Here is a 22,125-nt window from a genome sequence, read left to right as displayed (position 1 = left end):
CAGGCTACATGCCTCTACCTGTCTTCAATGGGCTTTTTTTGCGTCTATTTGAGGAAGGAGACTAAACAATCATAGAGTGAAGAGACAAATCTGATTAAAAATTTTAAGGAGAGTGTTTTAGTTATGAAAATCAACGGTAAATCACAAGAATTAGTAAAGTTATTATCCAAGGTATCTACAGTATGTTCCACATCTAAGGAAAAGCCAGTATTAGCAGGTATTCTATTAACTGTATCCGATGATAAGCTAGTAACCGTAGCTTCAGATGGACAAACTTTTGTAAAGGCAGAATTGAAAGGAAGTAAAACGATTCATGTAGAGGAACCAGGTTCAGTTATTGTCCAAAAAGGGTTAATTAAATTTTTGGAAAAAGCCGGTGAATCGTTTGAATTGTCATTAGAAGCATCTTGTTTGGTGTTTAAAGGGAAAGGGACTAAGTTGGAATTTCCTATTTTAGATCCTTCTGATTTCCCTAGTCTACCTGGTTCTGAACAAACTCAAGGTTTTACGCTTAAAAGTGAACAGTTTTCAACGCTTTTAAACAAAACCATTGTATGTGCAGCTCAAGCTGAGACACGACCAGTCCTAACAGGTATTAATATTTCTAGTACTGGTACTCAATTAGCCTTTTCAGCGACGGACTCTCACCAATTTTGTCGATGTGAGCTTGATCACGAACTTCAAGAAGATTTGAATGTAACGGTTCCAGCTAAATCCTTAAAGGACATTGCTTCTACTTTCAATAGTGATATTAAGTTTTTTTGTTCAGGGCAGTTATTTGTCGCAAAAGATCAGACCACCACGTTTTATACGAGAGTCTTAGAAGGGAACTATCCTAATACTACATCGTTTGTTAATTTGATTCTTGAAAACACTTCAATTGTCAGATTGAATCGAAAAGAAGTATTAAATGCCTTGAAAAACATTGAATTCCTACTTAAAGAAGAAGGTGAATTAAAAACACCTGTTAAGTTCGTAGCGAATGAAGAGGTAATGGTATTAAGTGCTGCTCCAGGTAAAAGTAGCTTAACGCTTGAAGTGCCTGTAAGTGAAATGCTAGGCGAAGGAGTTGTTGAGTTTTATTTTTCCATTAAGCTACTTCTCAATCTAATCTCTACGATGGAAGGAGAAGAAGTACAGATTGGCTTTGATGATCCATTAAAACCAGTTGCAGTGTTACCAGATGAATTAAACGGAGAATATCGTATGCTTTCTCCAGTAAGAGCGGGCGCATAAATAATCAAATTTGAGAGATCGTCATAGACGATCTCTTTTCTATTGGGGTGAATTCATGTATCCAACAAACAGCAAGTCATCTATCCAGACATACACGATAGATAAGGAGAGCTTCTTTTCTAATTTGATCGAATTTCCATCGGAAAATGAGATTACTTTATCGGTTCAAGATGCCATGAAATTTTGGAGAATCATTTGGAGTAATAATGCTCAATCCATTGATTTTAACTCTTTTTCGCTCAACGAACTAGAAAAGACTTTAGATTCAGTGATGGTCATTAGAACAGAAGTAGACGATGCAGAGGGATTCCAACGAGAGAATGCTGCTAACCCAATGGTTCAAGCATTTCTACTTGATGGTCTCCAAGACAAGTTGGCTAACTTGAGAGTGAAAAAAAGAAGTAAAAATCAATTTTTATAGGGAGGATTCTCTTATGATGTATTTCGATGATGAAGATATTTACTATGTGAGTGGGACTTTAGAAAACCTATATGTTCTCAAGATAATGCATGACTTAGGAATGGACATGAACGCATTTCCTTCATATTTTGAACATGATTTGGGTGGTTTTAGGAATACATCTTATGACATCTTACTAAGTGTGATCCATAGTGTATTCGACCTAACTGAAAATGCAATTACAACCAATGACGATGAAATCGACCAATTAAATGAGCCATTTGTAGAAGAGGTTTGTAATTTATTTAAAGATGAATTCTTAGAGTATATTATTTTCACCTCTCCCCTCCTACATCGATTAGAGGGCGAGAAGAGAGAGAAATTCAAACTAGTTGCTAAACAAGAATTTTCTAGCATTCTCGATTTTACATTGCTTGAAAATTCCTCGTTTATTGTTTTATCAAGTGAATACATGACATCTGAATTTATAGATACTGTAAATTCACTTGTGAAGGTTTCAAACTTCCTTAAGGAATTAGTGGGTAGACAAGATGATTAAAATAGAAATTGATGATGAGAATTCAACTAACTTAGTTTCTGTAGTTCATGAAACTAATGGGATTGTAATTAATACCTATCAGACGTCTTTATTTGGAGTTTATGAGGGATTCAAAAATTCTTTTCAAGAAGGCAGTCGACCAAAAGGTGAAGTATTAGCGATACAAACCGGCTTAATGGCAAAAGGAGCTTTATTTGAGGTTCCTCACTTTGATACTGACACCAAGCGCATCTCAGCAATAACATGTGGCTTTGTCGTTTCAAAATCAATGTGGCCATGCGAGTATTTTGATACCAAATTTGATGCTATAGGGATGCCAAGCGCTTTAATCGTTCTTACGTATGATGGTGAAAGGGTTAGCTCTCCTCGTATATTCGCTCTAAAAACGGATGAAGTAGAGGAAGATACTCTTTTATACAACTGGCCATTTCCCAATATTCATAGAAATGGGAATGTGTGTATGGGACATAACAGCTTACCGACAATTAAGAGTAAAAATGAGTTAGTAGCCGTTACGAGATGGTTATTACAGTTACCTTATATTAATGATTTATATGAAGCTGCTGTTAGGAACGTACCTAAGATGAATCCTCGTGAGTTATTTAATGAACTAGTAGATAAAGAATTCCCAGATGGGTGGTTAATAAAAGCAACCCCGACTAAAACAATCAAAGAGTTTATGAGCAAATTATAAAAAAACTACTGGAGGTATGACAAATGGATTTATTTCAAACAAGCTTATTCGGAGAGGAAACACCATTACAAGAGGAAAAGAAGGTAGAAAAAAACAAAGTAATGGCAAAAAGTGCTGTTAAAGAGAAAGCAGAACAAAAGAAGTCAACACCACAAAAGAAACCTAATGACCTCGAAGGCATTAATGATGAAACTTGTATTCTGTATGCAGGATTTAGAACCGAAGGTAGAATGTACCCTCTTACAGATCTATTTACTGATGAAGATATCGAAAAAGGTATTCTTGAAGAAGATGGGAAACGAGTGAAAATCACAGCCGAAGATGTTAGACATCGACTAGAGAATGGGATTGGCATTGATGAATCGTTCCCTGAATTTGTAAAAGGGTTCAGTGAGGTACGATATGATAAAGATAAAAATATGCTCTTCCCGAGCGTAAGTGGTAAAAAGAAAGGAGCTTCCCCAGTGGACGCTCTTTCTCTTTGTAAAGAGACTCTATTTACGTTCATTGGAATAGCAAAACAATTCTCTGAACAATTCGGAACTGAAATTGCAGGTGATTTGTATCAGAATCCAGATACAGGCGAATACTTATTGCGTATTCCACCACAGACTGTTAATAAATATTGGGTAGAACGTGAACATGATGGTGAATTACAAGCTACACATCGGAAACTTTGTGAAATTCATAGTCACCACACAATGGCTGCTTTCCCTTCTCAAACGGACAATGAGGACGATGTGATACCTGGAATGATCTATTGCATTGTAGGAATGGTAAATCATGAGCTCCCACATATTACTTGTCGATATTTTGACCATGTTCAACAAAGACACATTGCTCTAGATGCGGAAGAAGTATTTGATCTGACTTTAGATAGTATAGAATCAGTAGAGATCCCATCATTTGAAGGAGTTATTTTCCCTCAAGTAGAGGTGGTATCAGAATGAACAAGGTAATCAACTTATTTAAAGAGATCAAGTATGACACTAATTATTTTGTTGCAAAACGAAAGTTATATTTTCAAATTATTCAGGTGGGAGTCGGAGGTACGGGATCGACACTTGTTCAACAACTGACGCAGTTATTGGCAGCAAGTGACGTTTATTGTTCCTACTTATTAGCTGACCCTGACGTATTTGAAGAAAAGAATTTGAAAAATCAGTTGTGTTGTGAGTATGATGTTGGGAAGTCGAAAGCTAAGGTATTAGCTGAAAGGTATGGTAGTGTATATGATTTAAACATTAGCTACTATGATAAGTCCTATATCGAGGATACATCCGTACTTAAAATGTTTCTAGAATCTATTGACGAAGCAGCAGCCCATAGAAACGATGTAGTACGTATCCCTATTTTAATAGGTTGTGTAGATAATAATTATACTCGTCAGATCATGCATGAATATTTTATAGAATCCAATCGTCTAATTTACATTGATGCTGGAAACGAGTCTGTGCAAATGGCAGAGGGACCTATAGAGAAGTGGTCTTTTGATGAGAAAGAAAACTATAATCAATCTGGCTACACAGGACAAGTTGTATGTGGTGTTCGATTAAATAATGAAACGTATGTTGCCCCTGTAGGCGAAGTGTTTGCGAATATTTTAGAAGAAAAGGATGAAATTGCTCCATCGGAAATGAGTTGTGCTGAAATGAGTGCATCTGATCCCCAAAGAATGATTACGAATAAGTTTTCAGCTCTTTGTTTAATGACCTTCTTAAATGAATTAATAGCATGTGGCGAATTAAGCAGTCACTACATTCTATTTCATGCAAGGAAGGGATATATGAGGCAATTTGCCATTATGTAAGGTTAAAACACCTCCTACGTCTTTTAAGTGACGCAAGGAGGTGTTTTTATATTTCTAATTAAATTTAATAAAATCTACTTGTGATACAGTTATTTGGATATTTGTAGTGTGTTTCGATAGAGCGTTTGTAATGATATTTTCAATTGCTTTTTGCTCATGATTTGGTATGTCGTCATACAACGTGATTCCAATTGATAAGGCAGTATCAACTTGTTCTGGAATTTCTTCTTCCTCATAGAAAGGCAAGGAGGTCAACATTTCCCGTGGAGAATCGAATTTATTAATACGTACCTCCCCTAAGACTCTGCTCTGAGGCAAAGTTGAGGAAGTATATAAGCGCCACACTTCTCCGTGAGGTGAACTTGCGATACAAACCAGGTATTTCTGTGGGTCAACCGAAAAAAGATCGTCAGAGCGCGTTAAGATACCTCTATATGCTTCTTTAGGTTCTTCTTGGATGATTAGATCACGATTATAACGTTCGTCAATTAGTGCTTGTGCTGCTCCAATACATGCATAGTCAATTTTTAATTGAGTAAGAAATGAAGCAATATTTTCGGTTGAGCTAATTAGTTTTTTATCAAACTCACTATTATCTTTATTCTTTAATAAGTTTAGCAAATCCTCTGTTGCTCCATTTAAGATGCTAAATGTCATTTCTTTGATTCGACCATTCGGTAGAGTTAAAAAGTCAGCAGGTACACTTGTATTTTCATCATCTAATAGTTCTAATACTAAGTAATAACCTTGAAATATAAGGTCCGCAGCATAGGATTCAAACTCAACGCTAAATTCAGCATCTACCTCTACATCATATACATGATCAAATTTCGCAAGGAAATAGTAGTGAGTGCGTTGTAAATGATTGTGAAAGTGTTCGTCATTGTTGTTTAAATGCCTTAACCTCTCTTGACTTACTTCTACTCTTTGTCTTTGTGCTTGTGGTATTGATTCTAATGGAATTTTCACTATTCATCTTCCTCCTCTATAATTGTTTCCTCTTTCTTTGATTCAATGTAATCTAATTCTACAAATGGTACGGAAGCTTTATCTTCATGAAACTTCCACATATTGTTTTCTTTTTTTATTGTGACCATGTAATGTTGTTCAATAGGAACATCTAAAACAACAGCTCTATAAAAATACCCTTCTCTTTGACCACCTTTAAGTTTTACCTCTGATACTTTGTATGAAGTATGTAGAACCTGATGATCTTCGAAAGTAGCCTGCACAGCTTGTATATTCAATAAATCGTCTTCTGCATCTCCAGTTAAAAAATCTCGTTTGAATTCGTGTGAGGCATGTTCATTAAGGAAAGATAAATAATCAGTTGGACTTATGGTTCTATTGTAGAATTTAAAGAGAATATCGGATACGTAAAGGGCAAACTCAGTAGGATCATCATACTCACTAAGCACTTTCACTTTCATGTTGTCTAACACGTTCAATTCCTCTAATTCTTCTAATTCAGAGAGTGCCTCCTCCACAGATTTAGGATTTTCCTCGTAAAATTCATGTAATCCCTTCACGTATTCTTCTACCTCTTCCTGTTCTAACGCTTCTAATTCAGCTTTATTTAATTTTTCTTTTTCTACTTCATTAAGAGCTTGGTCGAGAGGTGTTTTCCCAAACAAACAACCTGATAAAAAGATAGTTGAAGTAAGTAAGCTTATTATGATCGTCTTTTTCAATCTGACTCCCCTCACTTTTTTAATTCTAGACTTAATTCTTTTGCTGCCATGTAACTTTTTAGAAAGAATGATTTATGAATGATAGGAGCATCCCTACAAAGCTCTTGATACAGCTGAATTGTATTACTTACTTTAATCTTAGGGTGCTTCTCCACTACATCGAGAGGTGTGTTTAAATGAAATTGGATACAATAAAGTAATGTCCGTAATTGTTGGTAAGAGACGGTCGTCTCAATGCTAATATTGTACTTTTGTTTTTCAGCATATAGATTAAACATAAGTAAGATAATAGATAAATTCAGTCTTGTATGTTCTAACCGAGTAGAGAAGATTTTTTCTCCATTTTTATACCACTTGTTATAGATGCTCTCCATTGATGGATGTGCAATAACTAATGTTCCATCGACCGTATCAAAATAGATAGATTTATTAATATGATTCAAGTTTAGTAAACTTAAAAAATAATCATGCTTCTCTCTTGAAATCGTTGTTTTAAGTAGATATTTTCTCTCTCTATTGTAGACAATCTCACCTTTAGCTATGAGTGAAGCGATGATAACTTCATAGAGAAATTGGTTTTGGAGCTTATTATGCAAGATCTTACTTCACCCCCCATCGTACAAAAAAACCCCCAAATAGGCCTATTTAGACCTACTTGGGGGTTTCCCTTTTTAAAAATCATATCATACTAAGTAACTATTAATCGAGTTTTTTTGAAAAAGTATTATAAGAAATTTTTCTTTTCTATATCTAATTCCTATTTAGGATGAAGTTTCAAGAAACCATTTAAAGATAATATTAACTAGGGACGCTATTAATAAATAGAGTATAAAAATGATTAATAGAATAGATGTTTGATTAAATGACTGAAAAATCAGTAAAAATAAAGAGGAATTATATATTAAATGTCGATTTATTATATTTAGTATGTAGCAGCATATAATCAAAGGTCAATTCCTTATATCACCAAAAACAGAGTAAAAAAAAGGGGTATTTCGTTGTTTGTTGAAATAGTTTTAAGAATGGTAGGTAGATAATTTTATTATTGCGTATACAATATATTTAATCTTCAACCTAAATAAACCTGCAAAATGTTATTTTTTGCAAGCTTTTATCTATACAAAGGTTTTAAAATTATCTTCCGATTTTAAACATGCTATCTACAGCAGGTGTATAGGCAAGTTTCTGGTCAGCAACTTTGTGCTTTCTTTCTAATGGTTTAATAGATAGACGCAAATGTTGTCCCCACTTTTTAATGGTACTATCGTCAATATATCTTTCTGCCAACACTAATTTCCTTACAGATCGAATGAGATCATTATTAAAGAGCATATTATCATCCGTAAATGCACGATTGATAATATGGCGGTATGCTTCTCCTACTCTTCTTTGGATATGTAACCACTCAGTATGAATACTACCTAATACATCATAGGATTTACCATCATCCAGACCATGTGCCTGCACAGACTCCTGTATTTTAATATCAGTCTCAATCAACGTAGAATCATTTCCATGTTTTAAAAGGAGTTTTGTAGCTTTTGTTAAATACTCATTTTGACGAGTGCCATTCAAACAACCTTCAATGGCTGCCAAGATATGTTTTTGAAGTTTTGGTAACACGTAAATATTTTTAAAGAAATCAACGACATTATCTTTTTTCATGTACCACTCAATTGAGTGATGATGATCTCTAAAATAATTCGTTAATGCTTCCCTATATAAAGTGACACCAGGTACACCAAATTCCTGAAACAGCTCATTTTTAAGACCGATCAAGTAGCGGACTTGCATGTTTTCTTGATCATTATTACTACCTTTGAATTGGCTAAAGTCTAGATTGTATTCTTCGCATAAATGCTCTAGCTCAACATAGGAGCTTACATTTTTAAGTATAGATGATTTTCCAATTAGTTTAGGGTTTACTGCAATGGATAAGACGTGTCTCTTTCCAAAAGAAGTCCTAGCTTTCTTTTTCGAATGTAGAGAGTATCCAAGGTATTCTTTAAGTGTTGTTAGGTCAGTTGCTGATTCACCACTCAGGGCGTTCTTACCTCTAGCAATGCGGATTGTAATCAATCGATTTTTAAGAAGGACCGCAAGAGCTTTATAGGCTTCATTATGATTTTCAAAAAGAACATCTTTAGCTTGGTTAAAAGATGTTTGATACAGATTTTCGAAGGCAGTTAAGTGGTATGTCCCCGGTTTCTTCAGTTGAAGTAGGTGAAAAAGTAACATGAGTGGTCTTTTTGACATGTCAAAAATGCTAGCGAAAGACATAAATTCATAACTATTAATGTAACGATAACTTAAGTCATTTTTATATGAATATGCGTATAAAAAGGTGACTGTATTTTCTTCAGAATGTAGAATCTTATTTTCTATCAAGTTTCCTATAGCTTCCGAGAATTTAGAGTATTTTAGAGAAAATTGTCGTTTGAACATTTCCATATGTACAACCCCATCATGGTCAGTATATCTAGCTAGATGTGGAATTAGTTTCATACTTGTAGGGGTTAAATTTTGTAGAATTGCTGGTGAAAAAACTTCTTTTTTTAACATTAAAAGTGCTCCTTTTTGTTGATTTTCTCGGAGCAACTTAGTACAATAAGGTTATAAGTTATTGGTGGTTTAGTCCTTTGGATTTTCCTTTTGTACTAAGTTACCTAATCGAGAGTTGATTGACTGTGGCCAAACAGTCAATCTTTTTTTTGTCTTTTTTTAAGCTTTTTCAATTTTTAGCTTCGGTAATAAACTCCGCTTTGTGCTTTTCTTCTTAATCAATTCTTTAGGTAGAATATTCTCTATGATTGATTGTAACCTAGGTTTCATCATCTTGTTAACCATCCTATTATTTGTAACTAGCTCTCCTTTTTGTTGAGAAGAGTAGACATCATCTGAGTTTACCTCTGGTATATATGTATAATAAAAGGGAAAGTCTGTTGCAAATGCATTGCTTTGCTCCAATTTTTTTGTAGTTTTATTAAATACAACATTGACACGCTCGTTGAAGCTTTCTAACAGATCTAACCTTTCATTGTTTGAGAAGAATCGATCAAATGTAACTAAATCCATATCAGAAACTACATATATATGATCGGCTAAATCATACAAGTCCTTGAATGCCTCTCTATCCCAGTCACTACCAATGTCTATTATCTTGATAGGTGTATGGAGGTATAGTAACGTTTTTGCAAAATCAAGACTGGTTAATTGTTCTTCAACATATTTTTCCTCTTTAGTTGGGTTACGAACAATCCAGTTAATTGAGTCAGTCTTCCAAACAAATTCTAATTCTTCATCAAAAAATACTTCGTTTCTCTTAGAAACATTAATATTGCGTTTAGAGTAAGAACTCACATACTTAGGAGCATTTTCTTCTCCAAAGTAACGATCATAGGTATAAGCTTCTGAATAAGGGTTTTCGATATAACCTACTTCCACATCGTACTTATTTATAGCAGCTGCTAACAAATGGCTAAAAAAAGTTGTTCCAACCCTTCTATCTACCCCACCGACCAGAATCACTTTAGGTTTAACCATGACTCCTACAATTTCTGTAATCGTTTGTTGCGCTTGAAATTTGATTTCTTGTTTTACGATGTGTTTTTCAATGACTTTCTTTTCTTTTTTTTCTTTCTCTTTTTTTTCCTTTTTCTCTTTAGCCTCTTCTTGTTTGTTTAACTCTTTCAAATTAATGAACGAGTATTTTTTATTTAAGTTTTCTACTAAAGAGCGTAATTCATTGGTTTTTTGTTCTATTTCTTTATTGATCCTAGCTTTTTCTTCAACTGTTTCAGCAGCATCCAATTGAGCTTGCAGATCTTCGATTTCTTCATTCGTACTCTCCATAATATCTTGTGAAGAGTCCAGCTTAAGATTAGAAACATTTTTGTAACGAGGCTTTTCTTGTAACTGTTCCTTAACCTTTGTTAAATCAATCACTCGTTCATTGAAAATATCAAGTACATTTAGGGTGATGAGCAACTTAAGAAATGGATGACCTTGTGGTCTCTCACAAAGCATTATGATCCGAATATCATCATCTCTTTTACGAATAATTTCAATGGTGTCACTCCAAAGTTTAAAGCTCTCATTCTCATTGGAAGCTTCACTTTTTAGATACTTTTCATGAAATATTACAATGTTTGGCTTGAACTGATCGATGGATTCATGAATATATTTATGGTGATAAACATATTGTTCGATACAATCAAAATCTGGTTCTAAGCGTCCCTTAACCAAATCACTATACTTTTCATTTCCAATAGCCAATAAAATCTTTGGTTTGATTATTATCACAATCCCCTCCTCACATGATAGATTCTTGTTTCGACTCAGGCAAAATAGGAGTCATATGAATAGTACTTGTACTGCTAACAATGATAAAAATAACGAGTGAAGCAACAACAATAAGTGCGGTAATAAATGTACGTGGTGCTATACTCATAATTCCTCCTTTACAAAAATAAGCCCCCTCACTAAAAATAGGCATAGATATCCTATTTCAAAATGAGGGGGCTTCCCGTTTATATTGACTTGAATACTATTATATAGTGTTTAGCAATAATTTCAACATTAGTTATGTTCAAGATCATATAGAGCATACAAATATTACGTTAAATTCAAAAAAACAACCACTAGACATTGACTTTATACAATGTGTAGTGGCCATATAAGTCACTTATTATATTTCATCTTTTAGGTAGAACTAGTATGATCGTCTTGTCCTTCTTGTAAAAGTATTTTCTTTTTTTCAATTAATTTATGTTCGGCACTATCTAAAGCAACCTTTTTCTCTTCTAATTCTTTTTCTACTTTTAATATATCTTCTTCAGTATTTTCTTTTAGAACTTCTAATTCTTTTATCTTAGGATTCGTATAATCTTGGAGTTCTTTCACACTCTCGTTAAATATTACTTCTACATCTACCTCTTCATGTTTACCTAATAAGCTTTGAAGAAAGCTAGGTTTTGGACGATTAGTTGCTTTTTTAAGAGTGTGTGTTAATAACTGCTGGTTTCTTGCTTCCACACGCAACAAAGAAATTTTATGGTCAATGAGTTCTACGTCCATTCTTTTTTTCTCTAACCTATTTTCAAGTTGATCATATTCCCTCTTCTTATAAGTCAATGAATTATCTTGTTCGAGTATTTGTATCCTTTGATTTGTGGTTTTTAAAATTTGTCCTAGAATTTCATTATCAAAATTTTTAAGTCCCCTATTTGGATTAACTGAATCGTATTCCATGGTTTCGGAGCGATATCCAAGAAGGACTTCAACATCCGAAATGGTTTTACCCTGATCGAGATATAAAAGGATCATGTGTAATCTGAATATACTCTTATAATTTAACCTATAAAATCTACCACTTCTAACAGGTTTAATATATTTCATGAGATTTTCATTTCTTAAGTAGTTTCTCAATGTAGAATCGTTTTTTTGTAAAAATGCTGCTGATTCTGTTGTTGAATATGTAGCTTCTGGATGTAAGTCATTTAAAAAATCCGGTAAGAGCTTATTAGCTGTTAAATCAAAAAACTCTAATTGTCTCTTGAGTGGATCATCCATAAATTCTGATTCGAGAATATCTATTGTATTTATGCTCACTTTCTATCACCCCTTCTAATATTTAATCGTTACTTTCCGCTGATTACTATAATATATACTAAATCTTTTGTAATCAAGGGTTTTAGCGTTCCGTTAGTATGGTTAATTTAATTTAACGCTAGCGCTACAGCTGCTAATTGAATTAAACGTAATAATTAAGTAGCGCTAACTAACATATTAATGTCGGTGTAATCCAAAGTAATTCAATTAAAGCGGAAGATTGCGCGAAGTGGCGGTTAAGTTAGTTTGGATTAGTGGTGCTAGCGTTATAGTTATCTCCGGCTACCGGTGGTAACGCTATGATTAGTTTGGATTAGTTGACTAAAGTACACATATATAAATAAATGTATATACAAAAGTGTATTTAAACATATAAATGATTGTAGTCAATAATGTACATGATTTTGGACAATAGAACGAATTTGGTGTATACTTATAATAGTTAATAAAAAAGTATATACATTTTTATATAGGAGAGTGAATTTTATGATAGTGATGAACATAAATGTAGCAAATGATAACGGGAATAACGAACAAGCTGTGAAGGTAAATGGGGTTTTATATAGACAACCAAATACATATGCAATGCCAGAAAAACCTTCATTTGAAGACAATAGTGAACCTGAGACGTTGATACCAAACCTGTTAAATGAATTAGAAGTTGATATCCAATCAGATAGCATTGATTTTGGCGGTCATTATTTCATTGGTAGGAAAGCGATTAAAAGCAAATACACAGCTCATTCAATGAGTGTTGATAGTGAGAACAAGTATGAAAGTGACTTACCGATCATTAATACATTAGGGTTGTTAGCGGGAATAGCTGTTCAAGATACTTATAAAGAGTCAAATAAATTACCAAAAGAGATTAATTTGAACGTAGATATGGCTACGGCTTTACCGGTTAACCAATGGTCTAGAGAAACATCTAGTATCTTCTCAAAGCGTTTTATGGACGGTTTGCATACGGTGATTGTATATCTAGGGCATCACAAAGTGCGTGTGACTGTTAATTTCACTTACGTGAAGGTGATTCCAGAAGGGACGCCAGTCCTGTTCAACTTAATAGAAGATCAAGAAGGCAATTATAGAAACGATAATATCTTTGATGAATTTAAGAGAGAGTATGACTTGAATGTCGATGGTGAATACTTCCAAGATAAGAGAATTAAACATGTTGATATTGGTGATGGTACATGCGACACACCTCTAACAATTGGTTACGAGTATGATAGAGACTTTGTAAATGGAATTTCTACAGGTATTGGACATTCTATTAATAAAGCTATTGATCTATTTAAACAGGAAGTCAGTAATATGAATATTTCTCGCCAACAATTTATTGACTATGTTAAAGAAGAGGGCCATCCATACCATGAGAAAGCAGTAAGACTTATTAAGCAATCAATGCGTTCTGAGGTAAAGTCGATACATGACCACATTGTAGATGAACTGAAGAAGGCTTCTAACGAAGTAGATGTAATCTGCGTGTATGGAGGTGGCTCTATACTAATGAAAGACCAGCTTTATAAACCACTTAAAAAGCTATGTGATCGTGCAGATGTACCGGCTAAACTTCTATGGATTCCTGAACAATATGCGCCGCTGATGAATGTAGAAGGACTTAATATCTTTTTACAAACGGTGTTTCCGCAATTGAAGGAGAAGGAGTTAGCAAATAAATAATTAAAAAAGGGTGCAACTATAGCGTTGCGCCCATCTTTTAATGATGGCAAGTTGAAGGAAGGTGTAGAGGATGAGTTCGAGGAAAAAGAAGCTCAAAAAGCGTGGAGAGCCAGTTATAATGCGAACTAAGAAAAATGAGCCGAATTTCATTATGGATTGGATCAATTCGCAATCTAATATTAGTGAATCTCTTAGGCAGTTAATCGAGAGGGATGTAGCCGAGAATGGTTTAAGGGATGTCAATGATGACATAATAAACAAAGCAGCAATAGGAAGTGTGACCCAGCGCCAATCAGTTAATAGACAATATACAACTCAAAATGAAATAATACGTCCTATCGAAACAGTTTATGCGCGCAATAATGAAGATTTTAACGAGGGCAATATAAAGCCGGTCATTGCTAATCAAGATGAGTCGCTTGAAACTAAGACTGAAACAACTCATGTATCAGAGGTTCTTCCCGAAAAAGAGACTAGATCTATGAGTCCACCAGTAGAAAGTGCCAGTGAGCGCGAATTGGAGGAAGCAGTTGCACCATTCTCCAACGATGAAAGTTATGAAGCTGTTGAAGTGGATATCATTAAGCTACCTCATGAGAACAATATAAATGGGGTTGAATTTGATCCCGAAAGAAAAGTGATTGAAGAGGATAAAGTGCGTAATAAGGAAGAAGTGAATGAAGATACAACGAAGAAGAAAAAAGTAAAGAGAGGCCATATTGATATTAATCAATGGAGTTAATTAATTGCACTGATTGATGTTCAATCAATTAATAACAATAGAATAATCGGTAATGTGGCGACGGGATGATGATATAAAATTCCATATAAAACGATTTGCAAACCCTGTATAAATACAGGGTTTGATTTATGTGAGATATCAAAATTTGTAGTAATTGGTGGTAAATTAAAGTGGTGTAAATACTTTAAATAGCGATCACGTATACTTTGGTGATTTCATGGATAATAACTCCTGGTTTATAAATTGACGGACATAGCACTAAATTTAAACAAAGTTATATTAAAGATGTTCCACCTACAAAAAGTTTTGATCCTAACGCTGAATCAAGAAAGTGAACTATAACCCGAATAATGGACACTTATAAAAAAGTGCCTCTTATTCGGGTTTTTTCATGTCTTTAGAAGAAAAACCCGTTTATAATAAAAACATTAATTTTGAACGGAGAATCTTTATGAGTAAAAATTTCTATACTGAGCATCAAATGAAAGAAATTGAGAAAAACCCCAACGTTGCCCGTGTATCCGATCGATCTATTTCCTATCATTCAGCTTTCAAGATGAAGGCTGTCAAAGAGTATTATGAAGGTAAAACCCCTTCTCAGATCTTTATTGAGAATGGATTTAACTTAGATGTCATTGGAAAGGGTCAACCTAAACGCAGTCTGAAACGTTGGCGTGATACCTATGAAAAATTTGGAGAAGTCGGATTGGAGTCAGAGCGTAGAGGAAAAGGAAGTTCGGGCCGACCTTCTTCTAAAGTGCTGTCCGCTGAAGAGAAATTGAAAAAAGCTGAAGCTAGAATTAAATTTTTAGAAGCTGAAAATGATTTCTTAAAAAAGTTAGAAGAACTAGAGAGGCAGGCGTTGAAAAGGAAACATTAACGGCATCAGAGAAGTTTCAACTCATTGAAAGAACCATAAGAGTTTATCAATTAAAAGGTGAAGTGTCTTACCTATGTACCTTAGCTAACGTAAGTAGAAGTGGATATTACACCTGGATACAAGCAACGGAGACTCGCCAAAAACGAGAAGAATCAGATGAGCTAGAAATAGAACTTATTAAGAGGATATTTAATCATAAGAAAGAAAAAGTAGGCGCTCTTCAGATTAAAATGATTTTGGAAAATGATTATTTTGTCATTATGAATCACAAGAAGATCAGAAGGTTAATGAAGAAGTTTGGCCTGAGAGCAAAAATAAGACAAGCAAATCCTTATCGAAAAATGCTTAAAGCCACTCAAGAGCACCGCACTTGTCCGAATTTACTAGATCGTCAATTTGACCAACAGGAGCCTGGTAAGGTGTTATTAACGGATATCACTTATCTTTATTATGGCAGAAGTCAGAAGGCTTATTTATCTTGTGTTAAAGATGGTTCAACGAAAGAGATCGTGGCTTATCATGTTTATAATTCGTTAGAGATGGAGTTAGTTTATCAAACATTAGATAAGCTTGTAGAAGCCACTGTTCAATTCCACCCAGAGGCTATTCTTCACTCTGACCAAGGATTCCACTATACCAACCCAATGTTTCAGGAAAAAGTGAAGCAATTAGGAATCCGTCAGTCTATGTCTAGAAAGGGAAACTGTTGGGACAACTCTCCAATGGAATCATTCTTTGGTCAATTTAAAGATCATGTCATGTATAAGAGCTGCGAAACTCTTACTCAATTAAAGCACGAAGTGAATGAATATATAAAAGATTACAATCAGCATCGTTACCAATGGGGATTAATGAAAATGACCCCGGCTCAATACCGGAGTCATTTACTAGCTGCTTAAGTCTCTTTTTATTAACTGTCCATTTTATGGGGTACAGTTCAAAGATTTGTGCACTTTTATTTTTTGAATAGGGGCTGTTCATCATGGTATTGGATTTTTTACGACGTTGATAAAGGGTATAAAATGGGAAGAGAGAACACGAAAGAAGTTAAAACTCTCGAAGCCAAAGCAAGAAAAGCTGAAAATGATGCCTACATGCTTAATCTAAGTATTCAACAAGCTAAAGATGAATTTAGGTTTCGTAGCCATCATTGTTGGTAATGTAAAAAGGCATTGGACTTTTATATGAAGTTGATGAAAGGACCAAAAGCATTACTGATTCGACTGTATGTATTAGATGTTATTGGGTGAAATGTTCGAATTGTAATAGATGTTGCTGTCAACGCAGTTAATCATGTGTAAGCTGTATTGAAATATTGTAGGCACACCCCTTTAATAGAATGAAATGGAATAAAATATAAGGGATAGAGAGTTTATTAGTAGGATGAAAATGTGACTGTAGGCAGATATACAAAATGGCTACAGTCTTTTTTGTGATTTTAAAGCATGCATTATTCGGCAACCACTTATATAAATAAACGTATATATAAACAATATCTTTTTTTAAACATATTTGTATATACGTTAATATTATTTATGTATATACAGATATATAGATATATTAAGCGAAATTTTTTATTTAAAAAACTCATCGCTATCAGGAGGGTGAGTTGATAGGTAGATTTACTGGCTGCTATTAGGAATATATGATAGCTTATTTAGCACTCTTAATGCTAAGAACCGCTCTCACAATGTAATTCTAAAGAGTGATGTGATGAATAGATATTAACTAATTTATGCATAGGGGAAGTCTGTAATAAAGCTCTATTCTCCTTTTCCAATTCACAAGGGTGCTTCACAAGGGTGCTTCACAAGCATAAAGGTATACATGCCTGTGAAACATGCTGATGAATTGGCATCATGACCATGAAAAGCGAAATAAGTGGTGTATAGCAATTGTTTCGTCAGCTCGGATTATAGTGTTGAAATCGAGACTAATACCTAATATATTTATATTTTTTTACTCACTTTAAATATATTTCCGTAATTTAAGAATCGATCAATCTGTCTCCAAAAAACAATAATTTAGAGGTCAATATAAAAATTATTTAATGCCTTAAAAGAGTTGTTTAATTATTAGCAGTTACATAAATATACATTTGTATGCAATGTTTCAAAAATTAATAGCTTGAATCACCAATATAAAGATAGTAAAATGAACAAAGTAAGTCGGACGTTATCTTCCTCTTTAGGACGGTCTTTTATAAGTTGTAAGTAACCTATATAGATTAAGTGAACAATAGAATATTAAATAAGATTACATAAGACGAAGATCTCGCTATGTACCTCCATATTAGGAGTGTATTTAGCGAGATTTTTTTTGTTCTGCTTAAAATATAGGTTTTTAAAGGCTGTTGGTGTGGTGTAGGGAGATATTGAAATATGAATAGAAAGGAGTGCTGAAGTGAAATCACTTATGAAAATAGATAAAAGAACTAAAGTATCTAGGTGGTGGAAAGGGGCTGTACTTAGCGAAGCAGATATTTATAGTTTTTTAATAATGAATGCTTTTAGAGAAGTGGGTTCTGTTCATTTGAAGAATATTCTTGATCCAGATGGAGAGATAAACTTGACTACTTTTACTATGCGTTTGAAGAGGTATGGCGAACGTACGTACTGTAAAGTGAGAATCATTAACAGTAATAGACCCCAGTTTAGACTTACTATGTCTTCACTTAGTGAGAAAGGGTATGAAGTGTTGAGTGAGGATTTAGAAATAGTTGAATCCACACAATTTCCATCTCAACAACCTCCAACTCTAGCACTTCACCGTCTTACAATGTTAGATGCTGTTTCAAAAATGATAGGTGCAGCTTATCAAAGGGCAGGGCTAACATTAGAGGGGAAGGGGGTTTTAATTAAGACTGCTGAACTATCTCCTTATTGGTTTCTTTTTGAAAGCTGGGAAGAAGCCTCATTAGAGACTTTAGAGGAAGGCGAACATATGTACCCTGTTAATGTTAGGAGGGTTGAACACTTAAAAGACTACATTTACTTAGACCTCCAGTGTATCAACCCGTACCTCCATCCATATACAAGACATTTAGAAGGGGGCATGGAGTCTGATGAGATATTTATCATACCCGATTGGATATTGAGATTAAATGAGCGCATTATCAATATCGAGATTGATGTCGGTACAGAGAATCTAGGTAGAATTAGAGAGAAGTTAGATGGATACAATTTAATGATTAAGGAAGCTCCTTATAACAAATTTGAGCACTCTGTTTACTTTATATGTGCAGATGAAACGGCAAGAGCTGTAAATGTAACTAATAAAGTGACACGTATACGCAATATAAAAAGAAATTTATCAGATCATCCAATTGTCCTCAAAGGTCTAGTTGATTTATTTATTCTACCTCTTAAACGTTCTAGTGAAGTCTTTCAAGAACATAATTACAATGTCTCAGGTATAAGAAGTCAGCATCAAAAGGTTGGGTTTCTTCGAGAGTTGTTTTCTAACATGAAGTTTTTGTCCTTTGTAAAATCTGACCTTCAATTTGAATTTGATCAGAGGAAGGAAATAGAGGAAGAGTTAGTTGATGCTGATTATGAGTTGCTTCTCAAGAGGGTATCCCAAGCGGGAAACTTCTCATATATCGTTGCCTTATATATGCAGGAGGGGAGTGTTCAAGATTACGTGAGGTTAAAAAAGATTAATGAACTAATTCAAGATAGCCGTTTAAATGTGGAAGTGTATGCAATTTATAATTCTCACGACTCTATTAAATGTGATGGAATGGTAAATAGTCTTCCTTTGCATGAACGAGTGTACCTTACTTCTGTAGAAGATTTATCGAATGTGGAAGGAGATTATAAGATTTACAATAGGGAGTTGAAGGAGGTGCCATTTGTTTGATCAGGTGGTATGAGACAAAAACATTTAATAAGATTGCAAGAGTTCTAGTATCTATAATAGCGATTACTGGATTACTCCTATTTATCATGCTTTATGTGAATCAATTTACGAGAGATACAAATGTTTGGACTAGCCTATTTGAATTCCTAACCATTGGGTATCATCCATTTGTTTTTACTGGTTATTTTGCGATACTGCTGCCATTTACATTATGGACCTGGGCAATGGCTACCCGTTTTCCTGTAGAGCAATCCGATCTAGAAAAGTTTCCTCAGAAGCAAATCCAGTGGTTGAGTAAAAAGCTATCTACTAACTCAAACCCGCGTGAATATCTGAAGAATGCAGAATTTAATTTTCGTATGAGATTGTTTATTACTATGCTCATAGCCATCCTGAGTAATTACTTATTTATGGTGACTATGGCATTGCATAGAGGTGTACTTCCATATCTGGGGGAAAGAGTGGACCGTATTTCGATTGATAACCCGATCGTATATGAGTCTCTTTTCGCTAATATACAATACACCATTAATTTCATCTTTATTCTTCCGTTAATCCTTACCTTTATGATTAGCCTGGTATTGTTCTCAATAGCGAATACTCATTGGAAAGAAGTAGTTGAGTTATTTAAAACATGGGAGTACAAGAAAGGGTGGCAAAAAGATAACATCTTCGAAGGGAAATATGAAACGATGTTGCATCCACCTGATGTTGACTTGGGGCCTGATTCAGATTCAAAGGAAATGGTTAGGCTAAAAGGGAAAGATCGTACTTTAAATTCGGCTATTATAGGATCGATTGGTACGGGTAAAACAGCAGCATTGGTCTTGCCTATGGTTAATCAGGATCTACACCACATGACGAAAATGATTAATAACTATAAAGAGTATTATAGTAGGAAGGATTATCACAGCGAAGATGTAAAAGGGCAATTGCTTAATGGAATCTCCATTATTGAGCCATCAAATGATCTTTGCCAAAAAGTATATCAATTGGTAAAAGCTCATGGCATACCAGAGGAAGTTGTTTTCTATCTAGATCCTACCAACCCCGATACACCATCTATCAACTTATTTAATGCACCGGTTGATAAGGTGGCCGAAATGTTCACGATGGTTATTGAGGGGATTGGAGAAAACGTCGAATTCTTTTTTGCTCAATCGCAGAGAGTCCATTTAAAGCACTATATCTACCTCTTAATGTTACATGATGATGAAATAGACCCGATGTTTGATGATTTAATTAATATGTACAATGAAACGCAATTGGTAGCAAACATGCACCAAAAGCTAAAGCGTAAAATTAAGAAGATTAACAGAGACTCATTAGAAACAAGAGATCAAAAAAATGAATACAGCATAATAAAGGGCATTGATGAATGGTTTGATCAAACATTAGAAATAATGACATCTGGAAGAGGCGACAATGAGCGTACGATTACTAATAAAGATAAAAACAGTCCTTATTATGGTGAACCGCTAGTCATTGATAAAAAAGAGGAGCATGTAGTAGGGCTTCGTAATATCCTAAACGATATCTCAGCAAACATTGAAATTCGAAGAGTTCTGTTTGGGAAATCAGATTTTGATTTTGATAAGCATTTAGAGTACGGAGGAATTCTTTTAGTCAATACGAGCAAAGGCAGCTTATCCAATCTATCAGACGTATTTGGTAAATTTATATTATTAAGCTTGCAGAATGCCGTTTTCAGACGGAAACCGAATATATCACCCTACCATCATATACTTGTCGATGAATTCCCTGATTACCAGTATGAGAGTTTCGCCAGTTTCCCAGCTCAATCTCGTAAATATAAAGCAATAGTCACTGTAGTTGGACAAACCTTGGCGCAGCTTTCGCGAAAGTATAGAGAAGACTATATGCATACTCTTCTTTCTACTCTTCGTAATAAATTTGTTTATGGTGATGTGTCACCCAAGGATGCAGAGATTTTTAGTGCGATCTTTGGTACAGAGGAAGTATATACCGAATCGGAAACAGAGCAAACGGTTTCGGCCTTGCAGGATGACCCTAGCAGAAGGATGGGCTACTCATATGCAAAAGAAGAACGTCCCATAATGTCTCCATCCGATATCATCTATCAAAAGGAATTTCAGTGTGCGGTCAAACTAGTTGAGGACAATAAGCCGATTACAGTTAGACAGATAGAAGCTAATTTTGTACCCAAGGAAGAATTTATCAATTCTAAATATATTGTAGACGATGAAGCTGCCGATTATTGGTATAAAATAAGACAATCAAACTTAGAAGATACCTTTATCAAGGTAGAAGAAGGCATTTCAGAAGATGAAATTAAGCAAGCCGAGTTAGAAGATAAGGAGAATGACAAGCAGGAGACGGAAAAAGAAGACGATTTTGTTATTAAAGAACATCGTTACTTTGATAATTCAACTCCAACTACCATTCCTTTTAAAGAAAACGATACACATAACGATGAGAATGTAGTCGTATTTCCTATAACGGACGATCACATTTTGGATCAAAGTATGTTTGAGGAAGAAACTTCGAATGTACAAGAAGTGCCGAGAGACTTTACGGAAGTAGAAGGGACCATACCTAAAGCGTTAACAGATGAAGATGAGGATGAAGATGAAGATCAATCTCCTTCTAAACCAGAAGATCCTAATGAAGAATCGCAAGATGAAGGGGATCAGAGAACTGATAACGAGGATGCGTTAGATTTTTCTTTTGCAGTAGGTGATTATGGTTCTTCTAGTGTAAACCAGCAGGTAGAAGGTGGTTATGAAGAAGACCAAGAAGAAGCATTAAAAAGAAGGCGTGAACAATTAAAGAAGGAAACTGATTACGAAGAAGAGCAAAGGCAAGGAAGACAGCGGAAACAAACACAATATGCGAGGATTAGTAAACCTACTGCTAAAGGGGAGTCTCTGCTTAAAGAAGCAAGAAGCTTACATCACAATGAATAGGATATGGG

General features: G+C 34.6%; 18 protein-coding genes. 11 read left to right on the top strand and 7 right to left on the bottom strand.

The features are described from left to right. The first annotated feature begins 123 nt into the window (after positions 1-123). From dnaN to AB3N04_RS01075, 6 genes are read left to right on the top strand one after another with little or no spacing between them, the layout of a single operon-like run. Positions 124-1,236, top strand: coding sequence for a DNA polymerase III subunit beta (gene dnaN / locus AB3N04_RS01100; protein WP_368502725.1), 1,113 nt, complete (start codon positions 124-126; stop codon positions 1,234-1,236). Positions 1,237-1,291: 55 nt separating this feature from the next. Further along, positions 1,292-1,657, top strand: a complete 366-nt coding sequence (locus AB3N04_RS01095; RefSeq protein ID WP_368502724.1) for a hypothetical protein — start codon at positions 1,292-1,294, stop codon at positions 1,655-1,657. A gap of 13 nt (positions 1,658-1,670) precedes the next feature. Then, positions 1,671-2,195 carry a hypothetical protein gene (locus tag AB3N04_RS01090; RefSeq protein WP_368502723.1) on the top strand — a complete coding sequence of 175 codons (525 nt, stop codon included), beginning with the start codon at positions 1,671-1,673 and terminating at the stop codon, positions 2,193-2,195. Further along, a complete protein-coding gene (locus AB3N04_RS01085; protein WP_368502722.1) occupies positions 2,188-2,889 on the top strand; it encodes a hypothetical protein in 702 nt (233 codons plus the stop codon). Before AB3N04_RS01090 ends, AB3N04_RS01085 begins: the two co-directional genes overlap by 8 nt. A 23-nt stretch (positions 2,890-2,912) precedes the next feature. Further along, the gene (locus AB3N04_RS01080; RefSeq protein WP_368502721.1) at positions 2,913-3,839 is read left to right on the top strand and encodes a Mov34/MPN/PAD-1 family protein; all 927 of its coding nucleotides are present in this window, start codon (positions 2,913-2,915) and stop codon (positions 3,837-3,839) included. Then, positions 3,836-4,699: a ThiF family adenylyltransferase gene (locus AB3N04_RS01075; protein ID WP_368502720.1), complete on the top strand. Its 864-nt coding sequence runs from the start codon at positions 3,836-3,838 to the stop codon at positions 4,697-4,699. Before AB3N04_RS01080 ends, AB3N04_RS01075 begins: the two co-directional genes overlap by 4 nt. 54 nt (positions 4,700-4,753) lie before the next feature. Here the strand turns inward: AB3N04_RS01075 and AB3N04_RS01070 are convergent, their stop codons facing one another. The 7 genes from AB3N04_RS01070 to AB3N04_RS01040 all read right to left on the bottom strand — a co-directional run bounded on the left by AB3N04_RS01070 (position 4,754) and on the right by AB3N04_RS01040 (position 12,000). Next, positions 4,754-5,668 (bottom strand): hypothetical protein, encoded by a 915-nt coding sequence (locus AB3N04_RS01070; RefSeq protein ID WP_368502719.1) that lies wholly within the window; start codon positions 5,666-5,668, stop codon positions 4,754-4,756. After that, entirely contained in the window at positions 5,668-6,390 is a 723-nt protein-coding gene (locus tag AB3N04_RS01065; protein WP_368502718.1) for a hypothetical protein, read from the bottom strand. Before AB3N04_RS01065 ends, AB3N04_RS01070 begins: the two co-directional genes overlap by 1 nt. Before the next feature lie 11 nt (positions 6,391-6,401). Beyond that, positions 6,402-6,986 carry a hypothetical protein gene (locus AB3N04_RS01060; RefSeq protein WP_368502717.1) on the bottom strand — a complete coding sequence of 195 codons (585 nt, stop codon included), beginning with the start codon at positions 6,984-6,986 and terminating at the stop codon, positions 6,402-6,404. 538 nt (positions 6,987-7,524) lie between these two features. Further along, positions 7,525-8,952 (bottom strand): hypothetical protein, encoded by a 1,428-nt coding sequence (locus AB3N04_RS01055; RefSeq protein WP_368502716.1) that lies wholly within the window; start codon positions 8,950-8,952, stop codon positions 7,525-7,527. Between the two features lie 159 nt (positions 8,953-9,111). Next, positions 9,112-10,692 carry a coiled-coil domain-containing protein gene (locus tag AB3N04_RS01050; RefSeq protein ID WP_368502715.1) on the bottom strand — a complete coding sequence of 527 codons (1,581 nt, stop codon included), beginning with the start codon at positions 10,690-10,692 and terminating at the stop codon, positions 9,112-9,114. A 10-nt stretch (positions 10,693-10,702) separates the two neighbouring features. Then, on the bottom strand, positions 10,703-10,840 hold the full coding sequence (locus tag AB3N04_RS01045) for a hypothetical protein (protein ID WP_368502714.1): 138 nt from the start codon (positions 10,838-10,840) through the stop codon (positions 10,703-10,705). Between the two features lie 251 nt (positions 10,841-11,091). Continuing rightward, positions 11,092-12,000, bottom strand: coding sequence for a hypothetical protein (locus AB3N04_RS01040; RefSeq protein WP_368502713.1), 909 nt, complete (start codon positions 11,998-12,000; stop codon positions 11,092-11,094). A gap of 486 nt (positions 12,001-12,486) precedes the next feature. Here AB3N04_RS01040 and AB3N04_RS01035 point away from each other — a divergent pair, with 486 nt between their 5' ends. The 5 genes from AB3N04_RS01035 (at position 12,487) to AB3N04_RS01015 (ending at position 22,117) form a co-directional block, all read left to right on the top strand. Then, positions 12,487-13,686 (top strand): hypothetical protein, encoded by a 1,200-nt coding sequence (locus AB3N04_RS01035; RefSeq protein ID WP_368502712.1) that lies wholly within the window; start codon positions 12,487-12,489, stop codon positions 13,684-13,686. Positions 13,687-13,804: 118 nt separating this feature from the next. Next, positions 13,805-14,428 carry a hypothetical protein gene (locus tag AB3N04_RS01030; protein WP_368502711.1) on the top strand — a complete coding sequence of 208 codons (624 nt, stop codon included), beginning with the start codon at positions 13,805-13,807 and terminating at the stop codon, positions 14,426-14,428. 451 nt (positions 14,429-14,879) lie between these two features. Then, positions 14,880-16,207 (top strand): IS3 family transposase gene (locus AB3N04_RS01025; protein ID WP_368502710.1). Its coding sequence is split into 2 segments (ribosomal slippage): positions 14,880-15,252 and positions 15,252-16,207, totalling 1,329 coding nucleotides; the frame shifts between segments, so codons are not numbered across the junction. A gap of 1,504 nt (positions 16,208-17,711) precedes the next feature. Continuing rightward, entirely contained in the window at positions 17,712-19,169 is a 1,458-nt protein-coding gene (locus AB3N04_RS01020) for a hypothetical protein (protein WP_368502709.1), read from the top strand. Beyond that, a complete protein-coding gene (locus tag AB3N04_RS01015) occupies positions 19,166-22,117 on the top strand; it encodes a type IV secretory system conjugative DNA transfer family protein (RefSeq protein ID WP_368502708.1) in 2,952 nt (983 codons plus the stop codon). The genes AB3N04_RS01020 and AB3N04_RS01015 overlap by 4 nt, the downstream gene beginning before the upstream one ends. Positions 22,118-22,125: the final 8 nt, after the last annotated feature.

The sequence above is a fragment of the Alkalihalophilus sp. As8PL genome (assembly GCF_040939795.1).
GTDB classification, from domain to species: domain Bacteria; phylum Bacillota; class Bacilli; order Bacillales; family Bacillaceae_D; genus Alkalihalophilus; species Alkalihalophilus lindianensis.
Note: the sequence above shows the minus strand (reverse complement) of the source record. Positions and strands in the feature narration are given on the sequence as shown.

Excerpts from the sequence above, each read along its gene's own strand:
- AB3N04_RS01075 (WP_368502720.1), top strand. The coding sequence starts at position 3,836 with ATGAACAAGGTAATCAACTTATTTAAAGAGATCAAGTATGACACTAAT.
- AB3N04_RS01035 (WP_368502712.1), top strand. The coding sequence starts at position 12,487 with ATGATAGTGATGAACATAAATGTAGCAAATGATAACGGGAATAACGAA.
- AB3N04_RS01080 (WP_368502721.1), top strand. The coding sequence starts at position 2,913 with ATGGATTTATTTCAAACAAGCTTATTCGGAGAGGAAACACCATTACAA.
- dnaN (WP_368502725.1), top strand. The coding sequence starts at position 124 with ATGAAAATCAACGGTAAATCACAAGAATTAGTAAAGTTATTATCCAAG.
- AB3N04_RS01090 (WP_368502723.1), top strand. The coding sequence starts at position 1,671 with ATGATGTATTTCGATGATGAAGATATTTACTATGTGAGTGGGACTTTA.
- AB3N04_RS01095 (WP_368502724.1), top strand. The coding sequence starts at position 1,292 with ATGTATCCAACAAACAGCAAGTCATCTATCCAGACATACACGATAGAT.
- AB3N04_RS01030 (WP_368502711.1), top strand. The coding sequence starts at position 13,805 with ATGCGAACTAAGAAAAATGAGCCGAATTTCATTATGGATTGGATCAAT.
- AB3N04_RS01055 (WP_368502716.1), bottom strand. The coding sequence starts at position 8,952 with ATGTTAAAAAAAGAAGTTTTTTCACCAGCAATTCTACAAAATTTAACC.
- AB3N04_RS01085 (WP_368502722.1), top strand. The coding sequence starts at position 2,188 with ATGATTAAAATAGAAATTGATGATGAGAATTCAACTAACTTAGTTTCT.
- AB3N04_RS01045 (WP_368502714.1), bottom strand. The coding sequence starts at position 10,840 with ATGAGTATAGCACCACGTACATTTATTACCGCACTTATTGTTGTTGCT.